This window comes from Streptomyces sp. NPDC012474 (genome assembly GCF_042955185.1).
In the GTDB taxonomy this organism is placed as follows: Bacteria; Actinomycetota; Actinomycetes; order Streptomycetales; family Streptomycetaceae; genus Streptomyces; species Streptomyces cahuitamycinicus.
Genome location: NZ_JBIBEP010000006.1, coordinates 125,284 through 146,598 on the forward strand (window position 1 = coordinate 125,284; position 21,315 = coordinate 146,598).

Sequence of the window (21,315 nt, forward strand, 5' to 3'; positions counted from 1 at the left end):
GGACAAGCTTGACGGGGTCCGGACAGTTCCGGCGGGTCAAAGCAGTGTCCTAACGCGACGTCACTCGGTTAGATGAGTGTGGACACCAGAACACCCCGCACACCCACGGGGGACCGCTCGTCGGGACTCGACGACGCTCCCGCGCTGAGCATGGTGAAGGTGCCGAGCGACCCGGCGCAGGTCATCGTCAATCACGCGAGTTTCCGCGTGCAGTTGGGCGTATCGACGCGTCGCGCCCAGTCCCCCCGGGTTGCTCGGCATCTGACCGCCACCGAGGACACCGCCCGCATCCCCCAGGTGGGGGGCGGGGCGGACGGGGCCTCCGCTCGCCGCCGGCCCGTCGTCTGGAGCGGCAGATCCGCCCCCGACGACACCGGCGCGCACCGGCTCCTGCAGGCCGTGCGGCACGAGAGCGTCCGCCACACCGACGAGCCCGCCTCCGACACGGGTGCCACCCAGGTCATCTCCCGCGTGGGCCCGGGCCACGACGGCCCCGGATACCAGGGCGCGGGCTACAGCGGCGCCGGCTACGGGGGCGCCGGCTTCGAGGGCGGCTACGAGGACGACCTCACCCAGACCGTCGAGACCCCGGTCGTCGGCCCCCAGCGCACCCACGAACCCGCCGACGGCACCCGGCTGCTGCCGCCCATGCGCACGGTCGGCAGCGCCTACGACGAACCGGCGTACGGAGAACCGGCCTACGGGGACACCGAGTTCGAGGAGCCCGCCCCCGACGCGGACGACACCGGGCGCCGGGCCAAGCGGCACGGCGACGACCCGGGCCGGCACGCCTACTACCCGGGCCGCCGGATGAACCTCGGCGTCGTCCTGCTCCCGCTGCGTGTCTTCCTCGGCTTCATCTCCATCTACGCCGGCATGGGCAAGCTGTGCGACCCCGTCTACTTCGAGGGCGGCAAGCGCGGCTCGATGGTCAAGTGGCTCAACACGCTCCACCCGTGGGAAGTCGCCGAGCCGCTGCGCCAGTTCGCCCTGGAACACCCGGTCGGCGCCGGTCTGGTCATCGCCTTCGCCCAGGTCATCGTCGGCGTCCTGACGGTGCTGGGCTGCTGGCAGCGCGTCGCCGCCTGCCTGGGCGCCCTGCTGTCGGCCGCGCTGCTGGTCACGGTCAGCTGGAAGAGCGTCCCCGCCTACGAGACGCCCGACATCATCTACCTCGCCGCCTGGTCACCGCTGATCATCGCGGGCGCCCCCGTCTACTCCGCCGACGGCCGTCTGGCCGGCAGTGCGTGGCGCCGTCTCGGCCCCCGCGCCGACATCTGGGACCTGCGCCGCTACGTGCTGCGTCGCGGCGCCCTCGTCACCGCCATCGCCACCGGTGTCACCCTGCTCGTCGGCTCGCTGCTCGGCGGTGCCGTCCGCGACGCCGACCGGGTCGTCGTCCCGGGGCCCGGCGAGGCCCCGCGCAACGAGCTGCCCGGCTCCCCGCTCCCGGGTGAGCCCGGCAAGCGCAAGGAGAAGCAGACCCCGTCGGCCTCCTCCTCGCCCACCCAGGGCGCCACGGCCGGCTCCGCGAGCCCGAGCGCGGGCACCACGACCCGGCCGGACGCCACCCGCGACACCGGCACCGTCACCGGCGGCACGCCCAGTCAGACCCAGGGCACCGCGGGCCAGGCCCCGCCCCAGCAGTCCTCCCCGGCCGACCAGGCCCCGAGCACCACGACCGGCCCCACCTCCGGCGGCGGCACGGCGACGGGCGGCACGGGTTCGACCGGCGGCACGGGCGGCGGCTCGTCCTCCACGGGTCGCCCGGGCCTGGTGGGCGGCCTGCTGGGCTAGCACCGACCCCCAACACCAGAAGGCCCCGCACCAGACAGGTGCGGGGCCAACGGGCTTTCAGGGCAACGGGCTTCAGGGCGACGGACCTCAGGGGCGCGGGGAACTGCGCGACGAACCACAACGAACGGTCGGCCGCCGACGGGGAGCAACCGGCCGAGCCCTCAGCGGCCTGACGCCGACGGCTCCTTGACGGAAGTCGGGCCTCTCGCCGACCGGCGCGACCGGCGGGGCCTTCTGTGCCTCAGCGCCGCCGGCTTCTTGGCGGAGGCCGGGCCCGTCGCCGACCGGCGCGACCGGCGGAGCGCTCAGCGGCCTGACGCCGCCAGTTCCTTCGCCGCCTCGGTCAGATCCTTCGCCGTGTCGATGGCCCGCCAGTACGATCCCTGGGGGATCGTGAACCCGGCCAGCCGCCGCTCCCGGGCCAGGTGAGGGAACGTCGTCCGCTCGTGGTCCCCACGGTGCGGCAACAGCCCGGAGAACTCGGGGGAGAAGACGTACACGCCGGCGTTGATCTCGAAGGTCGACGGGGGCGCCTCGATGAAGTCGGTGATGCGCCCGAAGCCGTCGGTCTGCACCGCCCCCCACGGCAGCCGGGGCCGCGCCAGCGCCAGCGTCGCGACGGCGTCCCGCTCGGCGTGGAAGTCGGCCATGTCCCGCAGCGAGAACCGGGTCCAGATGTCCCCGTTCGTCGCGTACCAGGGCTGGTCGGGGTGGGGGAGATGCGCCGCGGCGTACTTGAGGCCGCCGCCGCGCCCGAGCGGCTCCGGCTCGACGACCGTCGTGACGGACACGGACAACTCGGCCGTCTCCAGCCACTTCTGCAGCACCTCGGCGAGATGGCCGCAGGAGACCACGACGTCCGTCACACCCTCGTCGGCGAGCCAGGACAGCTGATGGCCGATGATCGGCGTCCCCGTCCCGGGGATCTCGACCATCGGCTTGGGGCGGTCGTCGGTGTACGGGCGCAGCCGGGAGCCCTGGCCACCGGCCAGAACGACGGCTTGAACGGGGCGGGACGCGGCGCTCGGATCGCTCATGGACACGAACTGTACGTGGCGTCCCGCCCCGGGACATCGGCTGACGGTCGTTCCCGCGTCAGCCGTCAGGGACTTCCCACCCGGTGGCAGGGCGGTGCGCTCAGCTGTGCGCGGCGGCGACGCCGGTGGCGAAGGCGGTGTCGCAGACCGGGCGCGCGTAGGACTGGGCGCGGGTCGGGCCGTAGACCCGGACGGCTGCATGGCCGAGGGCGCGGGCGATGGACGCGCAGTGCTTCGCCAGCGACGGGCGGCCGTTGACGGCCTGCTGGAGGTGGGTGAGGGCGACGCCCGGGTCCTCCTCCTGCAGTTCGGTCAGGAGCCTGTCGCGCAGGATGTCCTGGGGCGCGCGCTTGGCGGCCCGCGGGGTGCCCACGGAGGTGTCCGCGGCGGTGAGCACCGGGTCGGTGGAGTTTCCCGACCAGTTGACTCGAGTGACCGCGAGGGTCCCGGAGAGCACCAGGACGACGGGCAGGACGAAAGCGAGGGTGCGGCCGATCCGGCGGGCGGGGCCCCGGCCGCGTCGCGTCTGTTGGTTCATGGAGTGCTTCACGCGTGTGAGGGTAGCGCCCGGTAATGGTTTGTAGACATTTAGTCACCGGTTCGGGGGATGAGAGAGCGCCACTTTCTGGGTATGGCGTTGACGCACACAGCTCGAAACGTCCGGTCTGCCGGGGTATTTGTCGACAACGGGAAGGGCCCCGCAGCGTGCTGCGGGGCCCTCTCCGTCAACCTGGGTGATTCACCCGGGGTTGTGCGTTTGCTGGTTGATCAGTCGGACAGGCGCGCACCGGTCGACGTGGAGAACACGTGGGTCTCGCCGGAGCGCGGCACGACGTGCAGCGTGCTGCCCTTCTCCGGGACGTCACGGCCGCTGACGCGGACGACGAGGTCCTTGGAGTCGCTGCCGACCTGGGCGGTGCCGTACACGTAGGCGTCGGCGCCCAGTTCCTCGACCACGTTCACCGTGACCGCGAGGCCCAGCTCGGCGTCCGCGCCGGCCACCTCGAAGTGCTCGGGGCGGACGCCGACGGTGACGGTCTTGTCGGTGGCGGCGGCGATCGCGTCACGCTGCACCGGCACGACCGACTTGCCGAACTTCACGCCGCCGTCGGTGATCGGGACCTCGACGAGGTTCATCGCCGGGGAGCCGATGAAGCCGGCGACGAAGAGGTTGGCGGGCTTGTCGTACATGTTGCGCGGGGTGTCGATCTGCTGGAGCAGACCGTCCTTGAGGACCGCCACGCGGTCGCCCATCGTCATGGCCTCGACCTGGTCGTGGGTGACGTAGACGGTGGTGATGCCCAGGCGGCGCTGGAGCGAGGCGATCTGCGTACGCGTGGACACACGGAGCTTGGCGTCCAGGTTGGACAGCGGCTCGTCCATGAGGAACACCTGGGGCTCACGCACGATGGCGCGTCCCATGGCGACACGCTGGCGCTGACCGCCGGAGAGGGCCTTCGGCTTGCGGTCCAGGTACTCGGTGAGGTCGAGGATCTTCGCGGCCTCCTCGACCTTCTGCCGGATCTCCGCCTTGTTGACGCCGGCGATCTTGAGCGCGAAGCCCATGTTGTCGGCGACGGTCATGTGCGGGTAGAGCGCGTAGTTCTGGAACACCATGGCGATGTCCCGGTCCTTGGGCGGCAGGTGCGTGACGTCGCGGTCACCGATGCGGATGGCTCCGCCGTTGACGTCCTCAAGGCCCGCGAGCATGCGGAGCGAGGTGGACTTGCCGCAGCCGGAGGGGCCGACGAGGACGAGGAACTCGCCGTCCTCGATGTCGATCTCCAGCGCGTCGACTGCGGGCTTGGTGGAACCCGGGTAGACCCGGGTCGCCTTGTCGAACGAGACAGTGGCCATGGTGAATGAACCCCTTCTACCGGCAGGAACGTGCCGGACGATCCGAGTAGGAAGGCGGTGCCACGACGGTGGTTGCCGTTGTGGTGTAGTCCACGCGTGTGAACTGGCTCAGGACGGTACCCGGCGTTCACACGTCTGTCAGTAGTTCCGGGCCTGTGAACTTCGCGGAAATTTTCGAAGCGGCACGTTACGGCTGATCGGACCTGCCTCCGGCCGCCCGGCTTGCTCACGGCCGCCCGAGCCCGTTCACGGCTGCCCGTACCGGTCGGCCAGCGCCGCCACCGCCCGGGCCACGGCCTGCCGCAGCCCGGGCGGGCCGAGCACCTCCGCCTCCGTGCCGAGCCGGAGCAGATCGCCCACGGCGACCGCCTCCGACTCCACGGTCAGCTCCACCTCCACCCAGCCGTCCCCGTCGGGCGGCCCCGCGCCGTCCAGGGCCCGTACGCCCGCCGCGCCGAACTGCATCGGCAGCAGCCGCCGCGCGCGGGGTGAGATCCGCAGCCGTGCGGTGTCCTGGTGCAGGGCGGCTTCCAGACGCCGGGAGGCCTCGGCCCAGTAGGCGGCCAGGTCGAACCCCGCGGGCCGCTCGAAGACGTCCCCCGTCTCCTCCACGGACAGCACGCGCGACACCCGGTAGGTCCGTCCGGCCTCCTCCGCGAGGGCGACCAGGTACCAGATGCCGCCCTTCAGGACGAGCCCCAGCGGCCGCACCTCCCGGCGCACCTCGCCGCGCCAGCGCCGGTAGTGCAGCCGCAGTGCCCGCCGCTCCCACACGGCCGCCGCCACGGCCGTGAGGCACGGCACGGGGTCGGCCTCCCGGAACCAGGCGGGCGCGTCCAGGTGGAACCGCTCCTGGACCCGTCGCGCCTGCGAGGACAACCCGGCAGGCAGGGCCGCCTGGACCTTGAGCTGTGCGCTGGCCAGGACCGCCCCCAGCCCCAGGTCCCGTGCGGGCCCGGGCATCCCGGCGAGGAACAGCGAACCGGCCTCGGCGTCGGTCAGACCGGTCAGCCGCGTCCGGTACCCGTCGACGAGCCGGTAGCCGCCCTCGGGCCCCCGGTCGGCGCACACCGGCACACCGGCCGCCCCCAGCGCCTCGACGTCCCGGTAGACCGTCCGCACCGACACCTCCAGCTCGGCGGCGAGCTCGGGGGCGGTCATCCGCCCCCGGTTCTGGAGCAGCAGGAGCAGGGAGAGGAGCCGGTCGGCGCGCATGGGGGCCATTGTCGCGGCGGACGTCTCCCGTACCTGACAGGAGATGTCAGGTACGGCGTCCAGGCTGGTGGAGGACATCAGCCCGACCGGGAGGACCACCCATGCCCGGCACCCGCACCACCACCGGTCACTTCACCTCCGCCGACTGGCAGGAACGCGCGATCGGCCCCGGCGAGGACGCGACCCCCCGCCTGGCCCACGCCTCTGTGCGGAACGCCTTCACGGGCGGCATCGAGGCGGCCGGGACGATCTGCGAGTACACGATCGTCTACGTCACCGCGAAGACCGGCTCCTTCAGCGGCATGGAACTCGTCACCGGCCGCGTCGAGGGCCGTGAGGGGAGCTTCGCGGTGGAGGAACGGGGATTCTTCGACGAGGAAGGCACCGTGCACTGCACCTTCGAGGTGGTGCCGGGGTCGGGGAGCGGGGAGCTGACCGGCCTGGCCGGAAAGGGCGACTTCACCGCACGGCACGGTGAGACGGCGGTGGCGTACCGCTTCGCCTACGAGGTGGCGGAGGGGGCCGGCCGCACGGAACTTCGTGGCTCGGCGTAACAGGCTCTGTGTACAGTGGTGCCGCCCTCGCGCACGGCAACACGGCGCACGGCACCCGCCTCCTTAGCTCAGCTGGCCAGAGCAACGCACTTGTAATGCGTAGGTCGTCGGTTCGAATCCGACAGGGGGCTCTGCCGAACCCCAGGTCAGGCGTCTCTGGCCTGGGGTTTTGTCGTCGGTGGTCTCACGTCTGCGAGCCGGAGGTCCCGGTCGGCTCCGGGGCGCCGAGGTCCGGTTCACGATGAGCAGCGGCTTCGCTGGTGACACCGGCCAGTGGAAGGTCCCGGCTCCGTGACCGACCGGCCGGGCCGGGCGGCCGGGGCTTCCAGGCCGGTGGACGGCGGCTGCACCGGTCAGCGTCCATGGCCGCGCAGCCGCCGGGCGATCTCCAGTTGGGCGTCGTCGACAGGGCGGCCGTCCTCCGTGTCCCACAGGGTGTTCTGGAGGAGGCGGGCGAGGGTCCAGGCGTGGGCTCGGGAGCGGTCCAGGGTGAGGATGTCGGTCATGGCGTCGAAGCGCCAGCGGATGTCGTCGGGGTCGTAGCGGTTGTCGAGGGCGGGCCACAGTTCGAAGCCGGGGTCGCCGGCGAGGGGCTTGGGGTCGATCGCGAGCCAGGGGGCGCGGCCGGAGGCGAGGACGTTCTCGTCGTGGAGGTCCCAGTGCAGGAGCCGGTCGCCCGGCTCGTCCATGACCTCGCGTACGGCGGCGGCGCAGTCGGCGACGATGCGGCGGGCCTCCGGGTCGGGGATGCGGGCGACGGCCCGGGGGGTCCGGTCGAGCATCCCCCGGGCGATGTCGCCGAGGCGGCGCATGCCGGGCGGGGCCGGGAAGGACGTGAGGTGGGCCAGGAGCTCGGCGATGGTGACCACGGCCTGATGGGCGTCCGGCACGTGGGACAGCATGCGGGTCTCGTCGAGGCGTTCCAGCAGCATGGTGCCGGTGGGAGCGTCGTGGTCGAGGAGACGGACGGCTCCGTCGCCGTTCCAGGCGCGCAGCGCGACCGGTTCGCCCTCGCTCTCCTCGTCGAGGATCTGGAGCTTGAGGACCGCGGGGGTGCCGTCGGCGCGGACGACCGGGAGGACCAGGGCGGAGACGCCGTGCATGGGCGGTCCGTCGGGCCTGAGGTCCCAGTGGTCGAGGAAGCGGGCCGACTGTTCCGGAAGCCCGGCGATGAAGGCGCGGCCCGCCTCTCCGTTGAACTTCTCCTGTGATGCCGCCAGTTCCCGGGGAATGTCGATCACCCTCGGCACGGTAGTGGGGCGTGCCGGGCGGGGCATGTGGATTTGCCGGGGGGCGTACCCGGCTCGTCGCCGGGGCCGGTCAGCTCCAGGACCACCTTTCCGGCGCCGGGGGCGGTCAGGGCTCCAGGACCACCTTTCCCACCGTGCCCCGGGTCTCCAGCGCCCGGTGGGCCGCCGCTGCCGCGCTGAGCGGGAAGCGCTGCACGGCCGGGGTGAGCCGGCCGGACGCGGCCTCGGCGAGCGCACGCAGTTCCAGGGTGCGGAGGGGGGCGGGTCCGCCCGCCTTCCCCAGCATCACCGGGCCGAGGACCTCCTCGGAGACGCCGTCGACGAGGTAGGGACCGCCGTCCCGGATGCCCTCGCCGGACCAGCCGAAGACGATGTGCTTGCCGCCCGGGCCGAGGAGGGCGACGGCCTCACGGGCGATGTCGCCGCCGACGCCGTCGAAGACGACGGTCGCGGTCCGGCCGCCGAGGTGCGCGCGGACCTTCGCGGGCCAGCAGGGCTCCTTGTAGTCGACGGCGAGGTCGGCGCCGCCCGCCTGCACCCGGGCGGTCTTCTCCGGCCCGCCCGCGAGGCCCACGACGGTTGCCCCGGCGTTCCGGGCGTACTGCACGAGGAGGGTGCCGAGGCCTCCGGCGGCGGCCGGGACGACGACCACCGACTCGGGCCCCAGCTCCGCGAACTGCAGGATCCCCATCGCCGTACGGCCCGTGCCGATCATGGCTACGGCCTCGGCGAAGTCCAGGTTCCCGGGGATCTCGTGCAGGCGCTCGACCTCGGTGACGGCCAGTTCGGCGTAGCCGCCCGGGACGAAGCCGAGATGGGCGACGACCCGCTTGCCGCGCCACACCTCGGCCACGCCCTCGCCCAGGGACTCGACGACACCGGACACCTCGCGGCCGGGGACGGTCGGCAGCGGCGTCGGCTCGGCCGCCGGGCCACCCCGCACGCCCTCGCGCAGGGCGGCGTCCAGCAGGTGGACGCCCGCCGCGCGTACGGCGATACGGACCTGGCCGGGGCCCGGCACAGGGTCCTCGACCCGCTCGTGGGTGAGGTTCTCGGGCGGGCCGAAGGCGTGCAGGCGGATGGCGTGCATGACGACTCCTCAGGAAGGGGCGTTCGGGCGTTCGGTGCGACAAGTCTTCGACCTCAAGCTTGCTTGAGGTCAAGCTCGCGCCGACCCAGGGCCAGGGACACCGCCGTCAGGGCGCTGTTGAAGGACACCTCCGACAGCACACCGGGGGCCGCGACCTGGTCGCCGGCGAGGTAGACGCCGTCACCCCGGTCCACGGCCGACCGGTCGCGCCAGCTGGTGCCGGGCAGATCGACCGCGCCCGTACGGCCGTTGGCCACCGACTCGCGCCGCCAGGTGACCCGCTCGCGCCAGCCCGGGAAGCCCAGGTCGAGCAACTGCTCGGCGCGGGCGGTGCCGTCGGCCTTCGACTCGTGCGGGGCGATGGGGAAGTGCCCCTGGATCAGCTGCTCGCCGGCCGGGGCGAGACTGCGGTCCTGGGCGGTGAACCGTTCGAGCCAGCCGGGCGCGTCCAGGTCGGAGACCGCGAAGGCATCCCCGCGCCGGGTGCGTACGGCCAGGTCGACGAGGGTGGTACGGCCGCTCGGCCAGGTCAGGGAGCCGTCGCCCAGCAGACGGCGGGCGGCGTCGAGGGAGGTGGCGACGACGACCGGCGTGTCGGTGGGGAGCGTGTCGACGCGGGACAGCGTCTCCATCCGGACGCCCAGGTTCCAGGCATGGGCGGCCATCCGGTCGATGAGGCTCGCCCAGCCACCGCGCGGGTAGTGCGCCTCGGGCGGCAGCTTGGTGGCGCGGCGCAGCCGTTCCTGCACGAACGCGGCCGACAGCGAGCCGGGATCGTGGTGGAACAGGGCGACCGCCGCATAGTGCGCGGCCGCCCGGGCCCCCTCCTCGCCGGCGATGCCTGTCGCCCAGGTCAGGAAGTCGGCGTCGACGGGTGCCTGCCGGCCCGTCCGGCGCAGCAGCTTCAGCATCGCGAAGGGCGGGGTGCGGCGCAGCGCGCCCTGGTGCCGCAGCCGGAACCGGGCCACCTCCAGGGGCGGGAGCGGGGCGAGCGGCCCGATGAGGTCGCGTTGCCTGAGCCAGGCCCAGTGCGGGCCGCCGTTGTAGAGGGCGTGCGGGCCCTCGTTGGCGCGGTACGGGCCCTCGGCGGTGCGTGCCCGGCCGCCGAGCGTGTGGTGGGCCTCGTGGATGGTGACCTTGGCGCCCGCCTCGGCAGCGGTGATGGCCGCGGTCAGTCCGGCGAAGCCGCCGCCGATGACGGTGATGCGGTGCATGACTGTGGATCTCCCTCGGGTCGGGTCCGCCTTCTGGGAGTACGACCGATCGAGGGCGCCGGAATGTGACATCGCCGGTGTCCGCGCAGGTCAGAGCCGGTTGTCAGTGGTGGGGTGCAGCATGGGGGCATGGCGAGGAGAGCGGTGGGCGGTACGGGGGTGAAGGGCGCGCGGCGACCGGAGGTGCGGCTGCCGGTGCTGGAGCCGTACGAGGGCGGTGACCTGGAGCCGGACGGGGACTACGACGGGCTGGAGCTCCGGGACGCCGACTTCACCGGGCAGGACGGATCGGGCGCCCGTTTCATGGACTGCGCCCTGACGGGCTGCGCGCTCGACGAGACCAGGCTGCGGCACGCCCGGGTCCTGGACTCCACCCTCACCGGCGTCCGCGGCGTCGGCACCGACCTCGCCGAGGCGACCCTGCGTGACGTGGAGCTGACCGATGCCCGGCTCGGCGGTCCGCAAATGCACGGGGCGGTGCTGGAGCGGGTGCTGATCCGCGGCGGCAAGATCGACTATCTGAACCTGCGCACGGCCCGGCTCAGAGACGTCGTCTTCGAGGGCTGCGTCCTGGTCGAGCCGGATTTCGGCGGTGCGCGCCTGGAGCGCGTGGAGTTCGTGGACTGCGCGCTGAAGAGCGCCGACTTCCACGCGGCGACCCTCACGGACGTCGACCTGCGCGGCGCCGCTTCCCTGGACATCAGCCGCGGTCTTGACCGTCTGTCGGGAGCGGTGATCAGCACGGCGCAGCTGCTGGACCTGGCGCCCGTGCTGGCCGCGCAGTGGGGGATCCGCGTGGAGGGATGACCGGGGCGGCGTTCTCGGCGCAGGCGTTCAGGATCCGCGGGGAGGGCTGGAGGGGCCCGGCGCTTCACGGCTGACGTTCTCGGCAGGCGCTTTACGGCAGATGTTCACTGCAGGCGGGGGAAGCGGGCCTGGAGGGTCCAGATCGCCGGGTTCTCCGCGAGGTCGTCGTGCAGGTCCGTGAGGTCGGCGATCAGGTCGTGCAGGAAGTCCCTTGCCTCCCGGCGCAGTTCGCTGTGGGACACGGTGAGTGCGGGCTCCTCCGCGCGCATCCAGTCGGCCTCGATGTCCACCCAGCCGAAGCGGCGCTCGAACAACATCCGGTCCGTCGACTCGGTGAAGTCCAGCTCCGCCCGCTGCGGCCGGGAGGCCCGCGAACCCGCCGGGTCCCGGTCGATCCGCTCCACGATGTCGCACAGCGCCCATGCGAAGTCGAGCACCGGCACCCATCCCCAGGCTGTGGACACCTCGTGATCCGTCTTGGTGTCCGCCAGGTAGACGTCCCCGCAGAACAGGTCGTGCCGCAGCGCCCGGACGTCCGCGCGGCGGTAGTCGGTCTGCGGCGGGTCGGGGAAGCGGTTGGAGAGGGCGTAGCCGATGTCGAGCACGGAGGTGATGGTGTCACGCGCCCGTAGGATCGCGACCGTGGCCCGATCTGTACGCCTTGTCCCCACCCGGCCCGCAGCCCCCCTGCCCGGAGCCACTCGGCCCTCAGCCTCCCGGCCCTCAGCCGCCCTGCCCCTGTCCGCTCTGCTCGCCTCCGCTCTCGTCCTCACCGCGTGCGGCGGCGGGGTGCACGGCACCCCGGGCGGCTCCGGCGTCCGCGACCCCTACTTCCCGAAGGCCGGCAACGGCGGCTACGACGTCACCCACTACGGCCTGCGCCTCGCCTACGACCCCGGCGCCCACCACCTCACCGGCGCGGCCACCCTCACCGCCCGCGCGACCAAGGACCTCTCCGCCTTCAACCTCGATCTGCTCGGCATGGAGGTCGAGCAGATCACCGTCGACGGCGAGACGGCCCGCTGGAACCGCGCCGGGCAGGAGCTCACCGTCCGCCCGCGGGAGGACCTCGACCGGGACGAGACGTTCCGCGTCACCGTCCGCTACGCGGGCGCACCCGAAACCGTCACGGACCCGGACGGCTCCCGGGAAGGCTGGCTGCGCACCACGGACGGGGCGCTGGCCCTGGGCGAGCCGACGGGGTCGATGGCGTGGTTCCCCGGCAACCACCACCCCTCCGACAAGGCGGCGTACGACCTCACGGTGACCGTGCCGGAGGGGCTGCGGGCCGTGTCCAACGGGGAGTTGCGGAGCGAGACGACCGCTCGGGGGCGTACGACGTCCACCTGGCACATGGCGCGGCCGATGGCGAGCTACCTCGCTACGGTCGCGATCGGCCGCTTCACCGTCAGCCGGTCCGGGGCCGGGAGCCTGCCCGTGTACACGGCCGTCGACCCGGCGGAGGCGGCGGCGAGCCGGCCCGTGCTCGGGCGGCTGCCCGAAGTGCTGCGATGGGCGGAGAGGCGGTTCGGGCCGTACCCCTTCTCCTCCACGGGCGCGATCGTCGACAGCGCCGCGTCCGTCGGCTACGCCCTGGAGACCCAGAGCCGGCCGGTGTTCCCGGGGGCGCCCGACATCACACTCCTCGTCCACGAGATAGCCCACCAGTGGTACGGCGACTCGGTCTCGCCGGAGAGCTGGCGGGACATGTGGCTCAACGAGGGCTTCGCGACGTACGCGGAGTGGCTGTGGGAGGAGGACCACGGAGGGGACAGCGCACAGGAGATGTTCGACGCCCTGTACTCCGGCGAGCACTTCGACTCGGAGGAGGCCGGGGAGGAGATCTGGGAGTTCCCGCCGGCGGACCCGCCGAGCGCCGCCCGGATCTCCGACCCGCCGGTGTACTGGCGGGGGGCGATGGTGCTGCAGAAGGTGCGGCAGACCGTCGGGGACGACCGGTTCTTCTCGATCCTCAGGGGTTGGGCGGCCGAGTACCGGTACGACAATGCCGACACGGCCGACTTCACGGCCTATGCCGAGGAGCAGGCTCCCGGGGACGACTTGGCGGGGGTCTGGGAGGAGTGGCTGTACGGGGAGGGGAAGCCGGAGCAGCCCTGAGGCCTCACGGCGTGGTCGGTTCCTCGCGGCGGGGTCGGAGCGGAGGCGTCCCGCACCGTCCCCGCCGATCGGCACGGCCGCCGATCGGCACAGCCCCGCGCCCCGGAGGCGAAGCCCCCCGGGCCGGTGGTCCGGCCCGGGGGGCTTCCCCTCGAAACGCTCAGGCGTCCGTCAGACGTTCACGCCGAAGTCCTGGGCGATGCCGACCAGGCCCGAGGCGTAGCCCTGGCCGACCGCGCGGAACTTCCACTCCGCGCCGTTGCGGTACAGCTCGCCGAAGACCATGGCCGTCTCCGTGGCCGCGTCCTCCGACAGGTCGTAGCGGGCGATCTCCGCGCCGCCGGCCTGGTTGACGATGCGGATGTAGGCGTTGCGCACCTGGCCGAAGTTCTGCGAGCGGTTCTCCGCGTCGTAGATCGACACCGGGAAGACGATCTTCTCGATGTCGGCCGGGAGGCCGGCGAGGTTGACGTTGATCGCCTCGTCGTCGCCGGCGCCTTCACCCGTGCGGTTGTCACCGGTGTGGACGATCGTGTTGTCCGGCGTCTCCTTGTTGTTGAAGAAGACGAAGTGGGCGTCCGAGTAGACCTTGCCCTGTGTGTTGACCGCGATCGCGGAGGCGTCGAGGTCGAAGTCCGTGCCGGTGGTGGTGCGGACGTCCCAGCCGAGGCCCACGGTGACGGCGGTCAGGCCCGGAGCCTCCTTGGTGAGCGAGACGTTGCCACCCTTGGACAGGCTTACAGCCATTGTTGGGAGTCCCTTCCCTCGTTTATGTGCGGCAAAGACACTGCGGCATCGAAGCTACAGCTACCCCGGTGAACGTGGAGAGGGGTACGCGAGGTTCCAGCTCCTTTACTTTCTTTACTCGCGATTATTCGGGTGACGTGGACGGGACAGGAGCGGGAACATGGGGGGCATGTCTGGTCCCCATGTCATCCGCGGCTCCGTCTCCCTGCCCGAGGCCGAGCTCATGTGGCGTTTCTCGCGGTCGTCGGGGCCGGGCGGGCAGCACGTCAACACCAGCGACTCGAAGGTCGAGCTGAGCTTCGACCTGGCGAAGACCGAGGCGCTGCCCGCGGTGTGGAAGCAGCGGGCCCTGGAGCGGCTGGCCGGGCGCCTGGTCGACGGGGTCGTCACCGTACGGTCCTCCGAGCACCGCTCCCAGTGGCGCAACCGCGAGGCCGCGGCCGTACGCCTCACCGCGCTCCTGGCCGAGGCCACCGCGCCCCCGCCCAGACCCCGCAAGCCGACCCGGATCCCCCGGGGCATCAACGAACGCCGGCTGCGGGAGAAGAAGCAGCGCTCGGAGACGAAGCGGGGGCGTGGCGGGCAGAACTGGTCCTAGGTTCTAGACCAGCTCCATGACGCCCACGGTCTGGCCTCCGCTGGTCTCCCCGTTCGGGCGGAAGCCCAGGCCGAGGTAGAAGTTCTCCGGGCCGTCGGGCCCCGGGTGCCAGGTGACGTAGAACTCTTCGCCGCCGCGCCGGCGCAGTTCCTCCGCGACCGACTCGACGGCGAACCGGCCGTACCCCCGGCCCTGCTCACCGGCCGCGATGTTCAACCGCCACAGGCCCGAGCGGCGGACGCCGCCGTTCTCGTACCAGTCGATGTCGAGGAAGGCCATCAGGAAGCCGACCGGGCGGTCACCGTCGAGGATCAGGCGGGGCCAGGCGATGCCGGGATGGGCGTAGGCCTCGGCGAGGGACTTCACGACCGGGGCGACCGCGTGTTCCTGGTCGGGACGGACGGCGATGCCGAGGGCGGCGTCGAGGTTCCCGGGGGTGATCTCTGCGAGGCGCATGCCGGTCTTGGTCATGCGCGCACCCTAGGAGGGCGGTCAACCACCGGGCCAACGATTTCCTCAGCCCAACTGCCGGTACCGGCCCCGGAAGTACGTCAGCGGCCCGCCCTCCGCGCTCGGCACCCGCGCCGTCAGGACGCGGCCGATGACCAGCGTGTGGTCGCCCGCCCGGACGCGCTGCTCGCTGCGGCACTCCAGGACGGCCAGGGCGCCGCCGACCAGCGGCGCGTCGGTGTACTCGCCGCGGGTGTACGGGATGTCGGCGAACAGCAGCCGGTCGCTGAGGCGGCCCTTCATCGCGAAACGGCCCGCGATGTGCCGCTGGCTCTCGGACAGGACCGAGACCGCCCACAGCTCCTGCTCCTCCAGCAGATCGTCCATGCGGGAGCCCTCGCGCAGGCTCACCAGCACCAGGGGCGGGTCCAGGGACACCGACATGAAGGCCGTGGCCGTCATGCCCACGTCCTCGACATCCGGCGCCGTGGGGTCGTCCGGGTCGAGCGACGCCTCCTGCGCGGTCACCAGGACCACACCCGAGGCGAGCCGGGACATGGCGGCGCGGAACTCGTCGTTGCTCACCCCCTCAGCATGCCCGGAGGCGGGCGACGGAATGATCGGGGACGTGGCAGCGGGAGTGTTCGGCACGCCCGAAACGCTAATCTCCGCCCCGCACGTCCCGCATCGGACCCCCGCCCGATCACGGTCCTAGGACTCCCGACGGACCCTGCGTGGCCCGCCGGAGCGCACGGAGGAAAAACATGTGCGCAACCTGACAAAGTTTGCGTTCGTGGCCGCACGTGAAGAACGCAGAAACTCCACTCAATTGTTCAGGTTTGCCTGTGACTTGAGTCACAAGGGGTAGGAATTGTTGACCCTGTGTACCGAGTGGGCAGCGCGCTGTGATTCAGTGGCTGGGAAGCTGCCAGGACGATACGCCGATGAGAACCCTTGATTCGCTGCGAGGTCTCGGGGGGAGGGCGAGCATGGAGAGCGAGTCGGAACCCTACGTCCGCCTGGCGTCCCTGCGACAACTGCACCAGGTCATGGCCGACATGAACACGGCCCGCAGCCTGGCGGACACACTGCAGACCGTCGCGGACGGCGTCGTCGCGGCCCTCGGGTACGAGCTGGCGTGCGTGAACCTCGTACGGCCGGACGGCGACCTCGTCGTCGCCGCCTTCGCCGGGAACCCCGCCGCCGAGGCCCTCATCACCGGCCGCGTCGGATCGCGCGAGTCGTGGGAGCGCCGCCTCGGCATGGGCGAGAACTGGGGCGACCTGGTGTTCATACCGCACACCGAGGGCTGGGTCCTCGACGACGACGACGTCCCGCAGTGGTACACCGACGGCCCCGCCCCCCGCTTCGAGGACGAGTGGCACCCGGCCGACCGCCTCTTCGCCCCCATGTACGCGCCCGCCCCGAAGGGCAGCGGTACGTGCGGCGAGCTGATCGGCGTGCTCTCCGTGGACCGGCCGCGCAACGGCCGCCGGCCCGGAGCCTGGGGCCGCGAGGCGCTCCAGATGTATGCCTTCCAGGCCGCCATCGCCATCAGCAACGCCCGGCTGCGCGCCAACATGCAGCGCGCCCTGGTCCGGCTGGAGCGCGAGCAGCAGGCCCTGCGGGCGAGCGAGGAAAGCTTCAGGCAGGCCTTCGAGTACGCACCCTCCGGCATGGCCATCGCCGAGATGGGCGGCGACCAGCACGGCCGGATCCTGCGCACCAACGACGCGCTGTGCCGGCTGCTGGGCCGCCCCGCCTCCGCGATGCGCCGCTACTCGTTCTCCGACCTGGTCCACCCCGAGGACATAGGCACCCTGCTGCGCACCTCGGCGGAGGGCGGGCGCGCGGAGCTCCGCCTCGGCCGCCGTGACGGCACGTACGTCTGGGTCAGTCTGCGCAACAGCGTGGTCGCGGACGCCGCCGACGGGCCCCGCTTCCTCCTCACCCACGTCGAGGACATCGAGGAGCGCAAGCGGCGCGAGCTCCAGCTCGCCCACCGAGCCTCGCACGACTCGCTCACCGGCCTGCCGAACTCCGCGGAGCTGCGCTCCCGGCTGTCCGCCCGGCTCTGTCAACGCGCGTCATCCCCGCGCACCGCCGTGGAGTCCGTCGACGCGGCCTACGGCCATCCGGCCTTCGACGTGGTCGGGCCCGGCTTCGACTTCCGGCAGGGCGCCGAGCCGTACGACGCCTACGACCACCACGTGCACACCGTCGCCCCGGACGGGGACCACGACGACGGCACCAAGGGGCTCGCGGTGCTCTTCTGCGACCTCGACGGCTTCAAGTCGATCAACGACCGGTTCGGGCACAACGCGGGTGACGCGGTTCTCATCGAGGTCGCCCGGCGGCTGAGCAACGGCGTGCGCGACGGGGACACGGTCGCCCGGCTCGGGGGTGACGAATTCGTCATCCTGGCCGACGGGCTCGGCCGCGCCGACGCGCAGGACCTCGCGGTCCGGCTCCGCAACGAGATCATCCAGCCCATCCGTGCCGAGGGGCGGGCCGTCCGGGTGGGCGCCAGCTTCGGCATCGGATGGGCACACTGTGGAATGACGGCGGACGAAGTGTTGAAATCCGCTGACGAGCGGATGTACGTCGAGAAACGATCTCGTCCCAAACAACACAGACGCGCCGGGTGAAGCCCTGGTCAGCGAGTTGATGCGGTCTGAGTCACCCGTTTGGGTCTCTGGGAGCGGGTAGGCTCGCTTACTCACCCGTGTACCGCATGCACCGCACTTGACTGAGGAGACCAAGGGATGACGCCCGGCAACAACGGCGCGAGCACGCCCGAGGACGACGACCCGTTCGGCTATCTCTACGCCGACGGGCAGGCCAACGGGGCCCAGCCGCCGTCCGGCGGGGGCTACGGCTACCCGAACTCGGTCAACCGGGTGCGCGCGGTGGGCACGCGCCAGTACGGCCAGCAGCCGCAGACCGCGCAGACCGCGCCGTACGGCCAGGTCCCGCAGCAGGGCTCCCACAGCCAGCCGAACGCGCACTACGCGGCGCCGGAGACGCTGCCGGGCGGTGCGCAGACCGCGCACCACGCGACCCCGGCGGGCGGCGGCGGCCGGGGTGGCCGCGGCCCCAACACCAAGGGTCTGCTGATCGGCGCGATCGCGGTGGTCGCCGCGGTCGTCATCGGCATCGGCGTGGCCATGCTGGGCGGCGACAAGGACAAGGACGACGCGTCCGACAAGGTGGGCACGAGCCCGACCCAGTCCGAGGAGTCGAAGCCGAGCCCGTCGGCGAGCAAGGCGGAGGAGAGCAAGGCGGACCTGCCCGAGATCGACGCCAAGGCGCTGCGGCTAGGGGGCGGCGCGAGCCTCGCCCAGGACGTCAAGGGCGCTCAGTCCGAGGGCGGTATCTACGTCGGGAACCTTCAGCAGGTCGGCGCCTCGGTCACCTGGACCGTCAACGGTGTCCCCAAGGAGGGCCTGTACACGGTCTTCGCCCGCTACAGCACGGTGGACGAGGACCAGGAGATGACCCTCACCGTCAACGGCAAGCCGTTCGGCAGCAAGATGAACATGGGTAACTTCACCCATACCTCGGACGGTGACCTCGCCAAGGCCTGGACGGATACCTACGCCTGGCCGACCCTGAACAAGGGCAGCAACACGATCACGCTGTCGTGCGAGGACGGCGACAAGTGCAACGTCCTGCTGGACCAGCTGTGGCTGAAGGCCGGCCAGGTCAAGGATTGATTGGGAAACACCGCCAGCTTCGGTGATCCGGCGGTGTTCCGATCTGCGTGTGTGCTATTCGTCAGACCCAGTCGGTGCAGGAATTGAGCAGCCTGTCACCCTCGAACCTGGCCACCTGCACGCCGAGCTCGTGAAGTCCCGCATCATCTGAAGCGCTGCTGGTCCAGGTCTCGGTCGTTCCCGATCCGCCGAAATTCTTCCTCCAGGGCCAGTTCACTCTCTTACCGTTGTACTGCTCGCTGATCAGCCGTATCCGCACGTGGTGGTTGTCTGGCTCGATGTCGCTCAGGTTGAACTCAAGGCCGACCCTCGCGCCGGGCCCGTGCCAGTTGGTGATTTTGACAGCGCCTGAGGCGCCAGTAGTTGTGCACCCTGCGTAAGCCGTCGGAGCAGCTTGTGCCGGACTGGTTGCGAATGCGGCCAGCAGAAGAGCCGCTGCGCCAGTACAAGTTGCTATGGTCCGCTTTTTCATACCCGCCCCTTTGGATTGGCAGTACACCGTCAACCTATATCGACGATCACAACCGTGGATAAAAGGGCGGCAGATTGACTGAAACCTACGTGCAGTGTCCAAATGGCATCGCAGGGCGCAACTGCGGAGGGTCAGGCCGCGCTGACCTCTCCCGAAACCGTCACCTTCCCCAGCAGCTCCTCGTACACCCCCCGGTCGAACTCCCCCGCCACCGGTGCCAGCACTGTCGCCGTCGACAGGGCGATGGCCCGGGCCAATCGGGCCGGCCAGGGGAGGTGTTCCACCAAACCTGAGAGCAGGCCCGCCACCACCGCGTCGCCCGCGCCCGTCGGGTTGCCTCGGGTCGAGGTCGGTGGGGTGGCTCGCCAGCGGCCCTCTCGGGTGGCGGCGAGGAGGCCCTCGGGGCCGAGGGAGGCGACCACCGCGCCCGCGCCCCGGCGGCGGGCGTCCTGTGTGGCTCGCAGGGGGTCGTGGGAGCCGGTGAGCTCCGCCAGTTCGTCGGCGTTCGGCTTGATGATGTCGGGGCGGGCCGCGACGCCCCGGCGCAGGGGCTCGCCGCTGGTGTCCAGGAGGACCGGGAGACCGAAGGAGCGGGCCGTGCGGATCAGGCCCGCGTACGCGCCCACCGGGACGCCCGGCGGCAGGCTGCCGCACAGGGCCACCACGGAGGCGGAGGCGAGCAGGGTCTCGTAGGCCTCCTGGAAGGCCGACCATTCGGCGGGCGTGACCGTGGGGCCGGGTTCGTTCAGTTGCGTGGTGTCGCCGGTCCGTTCGTCGACCACGGCGACCGTGCGGCGGGTCGCGCCCGAGAGCGGGACCAGCGCGTCCATCACGCCCGGTACCGCCGCGAGCTTCTCCTGCACCACCCGGCCCGTCGCCCCGCCCGCGAACCCCGTCACCGTCACCTCGTGCCCGAGGGCCGCGAGCACCCGGGCCACGTTGACGCCCTTGCCGCCGGGGCGTTCCGTCACCTCGGAGACGCGGTGCGAGGCGTGCGGCCTGAGGGACCGTACGCGGTAGGTGATGTCGAGAGCGGTGTTCAGCGTGACCGTGAGGATCACCTGGGCCGACCTCCCCCGATGTGCTTGCCGACGTGAACGTGCAGGTAGCCCGATCATGCCAAAGAGACGGCGGTCGGCCCAGTCCTGGAGTCGGCCACCGTCTCCCGACGGGGGGATGGATCAGCCCAGTTGGGGACCGACCACCCATTCACCCCGGCGCATCACGCCCTTCAGCTCGTACGCGGAGTCCAGGATCAGCAGGTCGGCATTTTTCCCGGGCTCCAGTGAGCCGATCGTGTCGGCCATGCCGAGCAGCCGGGCCGGGGTGGCGGACAGGGCCGTCACCGCGTCCTCGACGGACAGGCCGTCGACCGTGACCGCCCGCTTGAAGGCGCGGTCCAGCGTGAGGGTCGAGCCGGCGATCGTGCCGTCCTCCACCAGCCGGGCCACGCCGTCCGCGACCTCCACCTCCAGCGGGCCCAGCCAGTAGCGTCCGTCGCCGAAACCGGCCGCGTCCATCGCGTCCGTGATGAAGGCGACCCGGCGGGCGCCCGCGTGGTGGAACGCCAGTTGCAGCGCGGCGGGGTGGAGATGCGTGCCGTCGTTGATCAGCTCGACCGTGATCCGGTCGTCCTCCAGGAGAGCCGCGATCGGGCCGGGGGAGCGGTGGCCGAGCGGGGGCATCGCGTTGAAGAGGTGGGTGGCGACCGTTGCGCCCGCGTCGATGGCCTCGACCGTCTGCTCGTACGTGGCGTCCGTGTGGCCGATCGCCGCGATCACGCCGTGGTCGGCGAGGAGGCGTACGGAGTCGAGGCCGCCGGGGAGCTCGGTGGCCAGCGTGAGCATCTTCGCCCGGCCCCGGGCCGCGTCGATCAGCTTGCGGACCTCCGCGGGGTGGGGGTCGCGCAGGAGGGCCTCGGAGTGGGCTCCCTTGCGGCAGGGGGAGATGAACGGACCCTCGAAGTGGATGCCGGCGATCTCGCCCTGCTCGGCCAGCTCGCTCAGCAGGCCGGCACGGTGGACGAGGGAGTCCATGTCGCCGGTGACGGTGGAGGCGACCAGGGTGGTCGTGCCGTGCAGGCGGTGGGTGTGGATGCCCTTGAGGACGTCGTCGACCGAGCCGGAGGTGAAGGAGGCTCCGCCGCCGCCGTGGTTGTGCAGATCGACGAAGCCGGGGATCACGTAGTGGTCTGTTACGTCGATGACCTGGGCGTTTTCCGGGGCGGTGGCGGCGATGCGGGTGCCGTCGATGGTCAGCCGGCCGTTCTCGGAGGGTCCTGTGGGGAGAACCACCGTCGCGCCGGTGAGGACCGTGGGGGTTCCCGGTGTCGCGGGGTGCGGGGGGTGTGTGGCTGGTCGCGCTCCGCGGCGGAGCCGCATATTGACACTGTC

Annotated in this window: 21 protein-coding genes and 1 tRNA gene; 8 read left to right on the top strand and 14 right to left on the bottom strand. The window is 71.7% G+C overall.

Annotation, left to right across the window (positions count from 1 at the left end; genetic code table 11):
- Positions 1-72: 72 nt before the first annotated feature.
- Positions 73-1,797 (top strand): DoxX family membrane protein, encoded by a 1,725-nt coding sequence (locus ACFY9S_RS15770; RefSeq protein WP_391128027.1) that lies wholly within the window; start codon positions 73-75, stop codon positions 1,795-1,797.
- A 305-nt stretch (positions 1,798-2,102) separates the two neighbouring features.
- Here the strand turns inward: ACFY9S_RS15770 and ACFY9S_RS15775 are convergent, their stop codons facing one another.
- The 4 genes from ACFY9S_RS15775 to ACFY9S_RS15790 form a co-directional block, all read right to left on the bottom strand.
- Positions 2,103-2,834 (bottom strand): sugar phosphate nucleotidyltransferase, encoded by a 732-nt coding sequence (locus tag ACFY9S_RS15775; protein ID WP_391128030.1) that lies wholly within the window; start codon positions 2,832-2,834, stop codon positions 2,103-2,105.
- Positions 2,835-2,934: 100 nt separating this feature from the next.
- Entirely contained in the window at positions 2,935-3,384 is a 450-nt protein-coding gene (locus tag ACFY9S_RS15780; RefSeq protein ID WP_102909208.1) for a hypothetical protein, read from the bottom strand.
- Positions 3,385-3,602: 218 nt separating this feature from the next.
- Complete coding sequence (locus ACFY9S_RS15785) at positions 3,603-4,691, bottom strand: sn-glycerol-3-phosphate ABC transporter ATP-binding protein UgpC (RefSeq protein ID WP_391128033.1); 1,089 nt, start codon at positions 4,689-4,691, stop codon at positions 3,603-3,605.
- A gap of 246 nt (positions 4,692-4,937) precedes the next feature.
- Positions 4,938-5,906: a WYL domain-containing protein gene (locus ACFY9S_RS15790; protein ID WP_391128783.1), complete on the bottom strand. Its 969-nt coding sequence runs from the start codon at positions 5,904-5,906 to the stop codon at positions 4,938-4,940.
- A 101-nt stretch (positions 5,907-6,007) separates the two neighbouring features.
- Between ACFY9S_RS15790 and ACFY9S_RS15795 the strand changes: the two genes are divergently transcribed.
- Complete coding sequence (locus tag ACFY9S_RS15795) at positions 6,008-6,460, top strand: DUF3224 domain-containing protein (RefSeq protein WP_391128036.1); 453 nt, start codon at positions 6,008-6,010, stop codon at positions 6,458-6,460.
- 57 nt (positions 6,461-6,517) lie between these two features.
- Positions 6,518-6,591 (top strand) — tRNA-Thr (locus ACFY9S_RS15800).
- Positions 6,592-6,813: 222 nt separating this feature from the next.
- Here ACFY9S_RS15800 and ACFY9S_RS15805 read toward each other — a convergent pair.
- The 3 genes from ACFY9S_RS15805 to ACFY9S_RS15815 all read right to left on the bottom strand — a co-directional run bounded on the left by ACFY9S_RS15805 (position 6,814) and on the right by ACFY9S_RS15815 (position 10,014).
- Positions 6,814-7,737 carry an aminoglycoside phosphotransferase family protein gene (locus tag ACFY9S_RS15805; RefSeq protein WP_391128039.1) on the bottom strand — a complete coding sequence of 308 codons (924 nt, stop codon included), beginning with the start codon at positions 7,735-7,737 and terminating at the stop codon, positions 6,814-6,816.
- Between the two features lie 79 nt (positions 7,738-7,816).
- Complete coding sequence (locus tag ACFY9S_RS15810; RefSeq protein WP_391128042.1) at positions 7,817-8,800, bottom strand: zinc-binding dehydrogenase; 984 nt, start codon at positions 8,798-8,800, stop codon at positions 7,817-7,819.
- Between the two features lie 53 nt (positions 8,801-8,853).
- Complete coding sequence (locus ACFY9S_RS15815) at positions 8,854-10,014, bottom strand: FAD-dependent oxidoreductase (protein WP_391128045.1); 1,161 nt, start codon at positions 10,012-10,014, stop codon at positions 8,854-8,856.
- A gap of 129 nt (positions 10,015-10,143) precedes the next feature.
- Between ACFY9S_RS15815 and ACFY9S_RS15820 the strand changes: the two genes are divergently transcribed.
- Positions 10,144-10,821: a pentapeptide repeat-containing protein gene (locus ACFY9S_RS15820; protein WP_391128048.1), complete on the top strand. Its 678-nt coding sequence runs from the start codon at positions 10,144-10,146 to the stop codon at positions 10,819-10,821.
- A 104-nt stretch (positions 10,822-10,925) separates the two neighbouring features.
- Here the strand turns inward: ACFY9S_RS15820 and ACFY9S_RS15825 are convergent, their stop codons facing one another.
- Positions 10,926-11,426: a hypothetical protein gene (locus ACFY9S_RS15825; protein ID WP_391128051.1), complete on the bottom strand. Its 501-nt coding sequence runs from the start codon at positions 11,424-11,426 to the stop codon at positions 10,926-10,928.
- Positions 11,427-11,433: 7 nt separating this feature from the next.
- Between ACFY9S_RS15825 and ACFY9S_RS15830 the strand changes: the two genes are divergently transcribed.
- Positions 11,434-12,939 carry a M1 family aminopeptidase gene (locus tag ACFY9S_RS15830; protein WP_391128786.1) on the top strand — a complete coding sequence of 502 codons (1,506 nt, stop codon included), beginning with the start codon at positions 11,434-11,436 and terminating at the stop codon, positions 12,937-12,939.
- 171 nt (positions 12,940-13,110) lie between these two features.
- On the opposite strand, the gene ACFY9S_RS15835 is transcribed toward ACFY9S_RS15830, so the two are convergent.
- On the bottom strand, positions 13,111-13,686 hold the full coding sequence (locus ACFY9S_RS15835; protein ID WP_102913888.1) for a TerD family protein: 576 nt from the start codon (positions 13,684-13,686) through the stop codon (positions 13,111-13,113).
- Positions 13,687-13,846: 160 nt separating this feature from the next.
- On the opposite strand from ACFY9S_RS15835, the gene arfB reads away from it, so the two are divergent.
- Positions 13,847-14,284 (top strand): alternative ribosome rescue aminoacyl-tRNA hydrolase ArfB, encoded by a 438-nt coding sequence (gene arfB, locus ACFY9S_RS15840; protein WP_391128054.1) that lies wholly within the window; start codon positions 13,847-13,849, stop codon positions 14,282-14,284.
- Between the two features lie 3 nt (positions 14,285-14,287).
- Here the strand turns inward: arfB and ACFY9S_RS15845 are convergent, their stop codons facing one another.
- Together ACFY9S_RS15845 and ACFY9S_RS15850 are read right to left on the bottom strand one after the other, a co-directional pair.
- Positions 14,288-14,755: a GNAT family N-acetyltransferase gene (locus ACFY9S_RS15845; RefSeq protein WP_391128057.1), complete on the bottom strand. Its 468-nt coding sequence runs from the start codon at positions 14,753-14,755 to the stop codon at positions 14,288-14,290.
- A gap of 45 nt (positions 14,756-14,800) precedes the next feature.
- Positions 14,801-15,385, bottom strand: coding sequence for a flavin reductase (locus ACFY9S_RS15850; protein ID WP_391128060.1), 585 nt, complete (start codon positions 15,383-15,385; stop codon positions 14,801-14,803).
- A gap of 338 nt (positions 15,386-15,723) precedes the next feature.
- On the opposite strand from ACFY9S_RS15850, the gene cdgB reads away from it, so the two are divergent.
- Together cdgB and ACFY9S_RS15860 are read left to right on the top strand one after the other, a co-directional pair.
- Positions 15,724-17,382 carry a diguanylate cyclase CdgB gene (gene cdgB / locus ACFY9S_RS15855; protein WP_391128065.1) on the top strand — a complete coding sequence of 553 codons (1,659 nt, stop codon included), beginning with the start codon at positions 15,724-15,726 and terminating at the stop codon, positions 17,380-17,382.
- 117 nt (positions 17,383-17,499) lie between these two features.
- On the top strand, positions 17,500-18,450 hold the full coding sequence (locus tag ACFY9S_RS15860; RefSeq protein WP_391128067.1) for a carbohydrate-binding protein: 951 nt from the start codon (positions 17,500-17,502) through the stop codon (positions 18,448-18,450).
- Positions 18,451-18,511: 61 nt separating this feature from the next.
- Here ACFY9S_RS15860 and ACFY9S_RS15865 read toward each other — a convergent pair whose 3' ends face one another.
- The 3 genes from ACFY9S_RS15865 to nagA all read right to left on the bottom strand — a co-directional run bounded on the left by ACFY9S_RS15865 (position 18,512) and on the right by nagA (position 21,303).
- Positions 18,512-18,922, bottom strand: a complete 411-nt coding sequence (locus tag ACFY9S_RS15865; RefSeq protein ID WP_391128068.1) for a hypothetical protein — start codon at positions 18,920-18,922, stop codon at positions 18,512-18,514.
- Positions 18,923-19,053: 131 nt separating this feature from the next.
- Positions 19,054-19,983 carry a hexose kinase gene (locus ACFY9S_RS15870; RefSeq protein WP_391128071.1) on the bottom strand — a complete coding sequence of 310 codons (930 nt, stop codon included), beginning with the start codon at positions 19,981-19,983 and terminating at the stop codon, positions 19,054-19,056.
- Between the two features lie 120 nt (positions 19,984-20,103).
- On the bottom strand, positions 20,104-21,303 hold the full coding sequence (nagA, locus tag ACFY9S_RS15875) for an N-acetylglucosamine-6-phosphate deacetylase (RefSeq protein ID WP_391128073.1): 1,200 nt from the start codon (positions 21,301-21,303) through the stop codon (positions 20,104-20,106).
- Between the last annotated feature and the right edge of the window lie 12 nt (positions 21,304-21,315).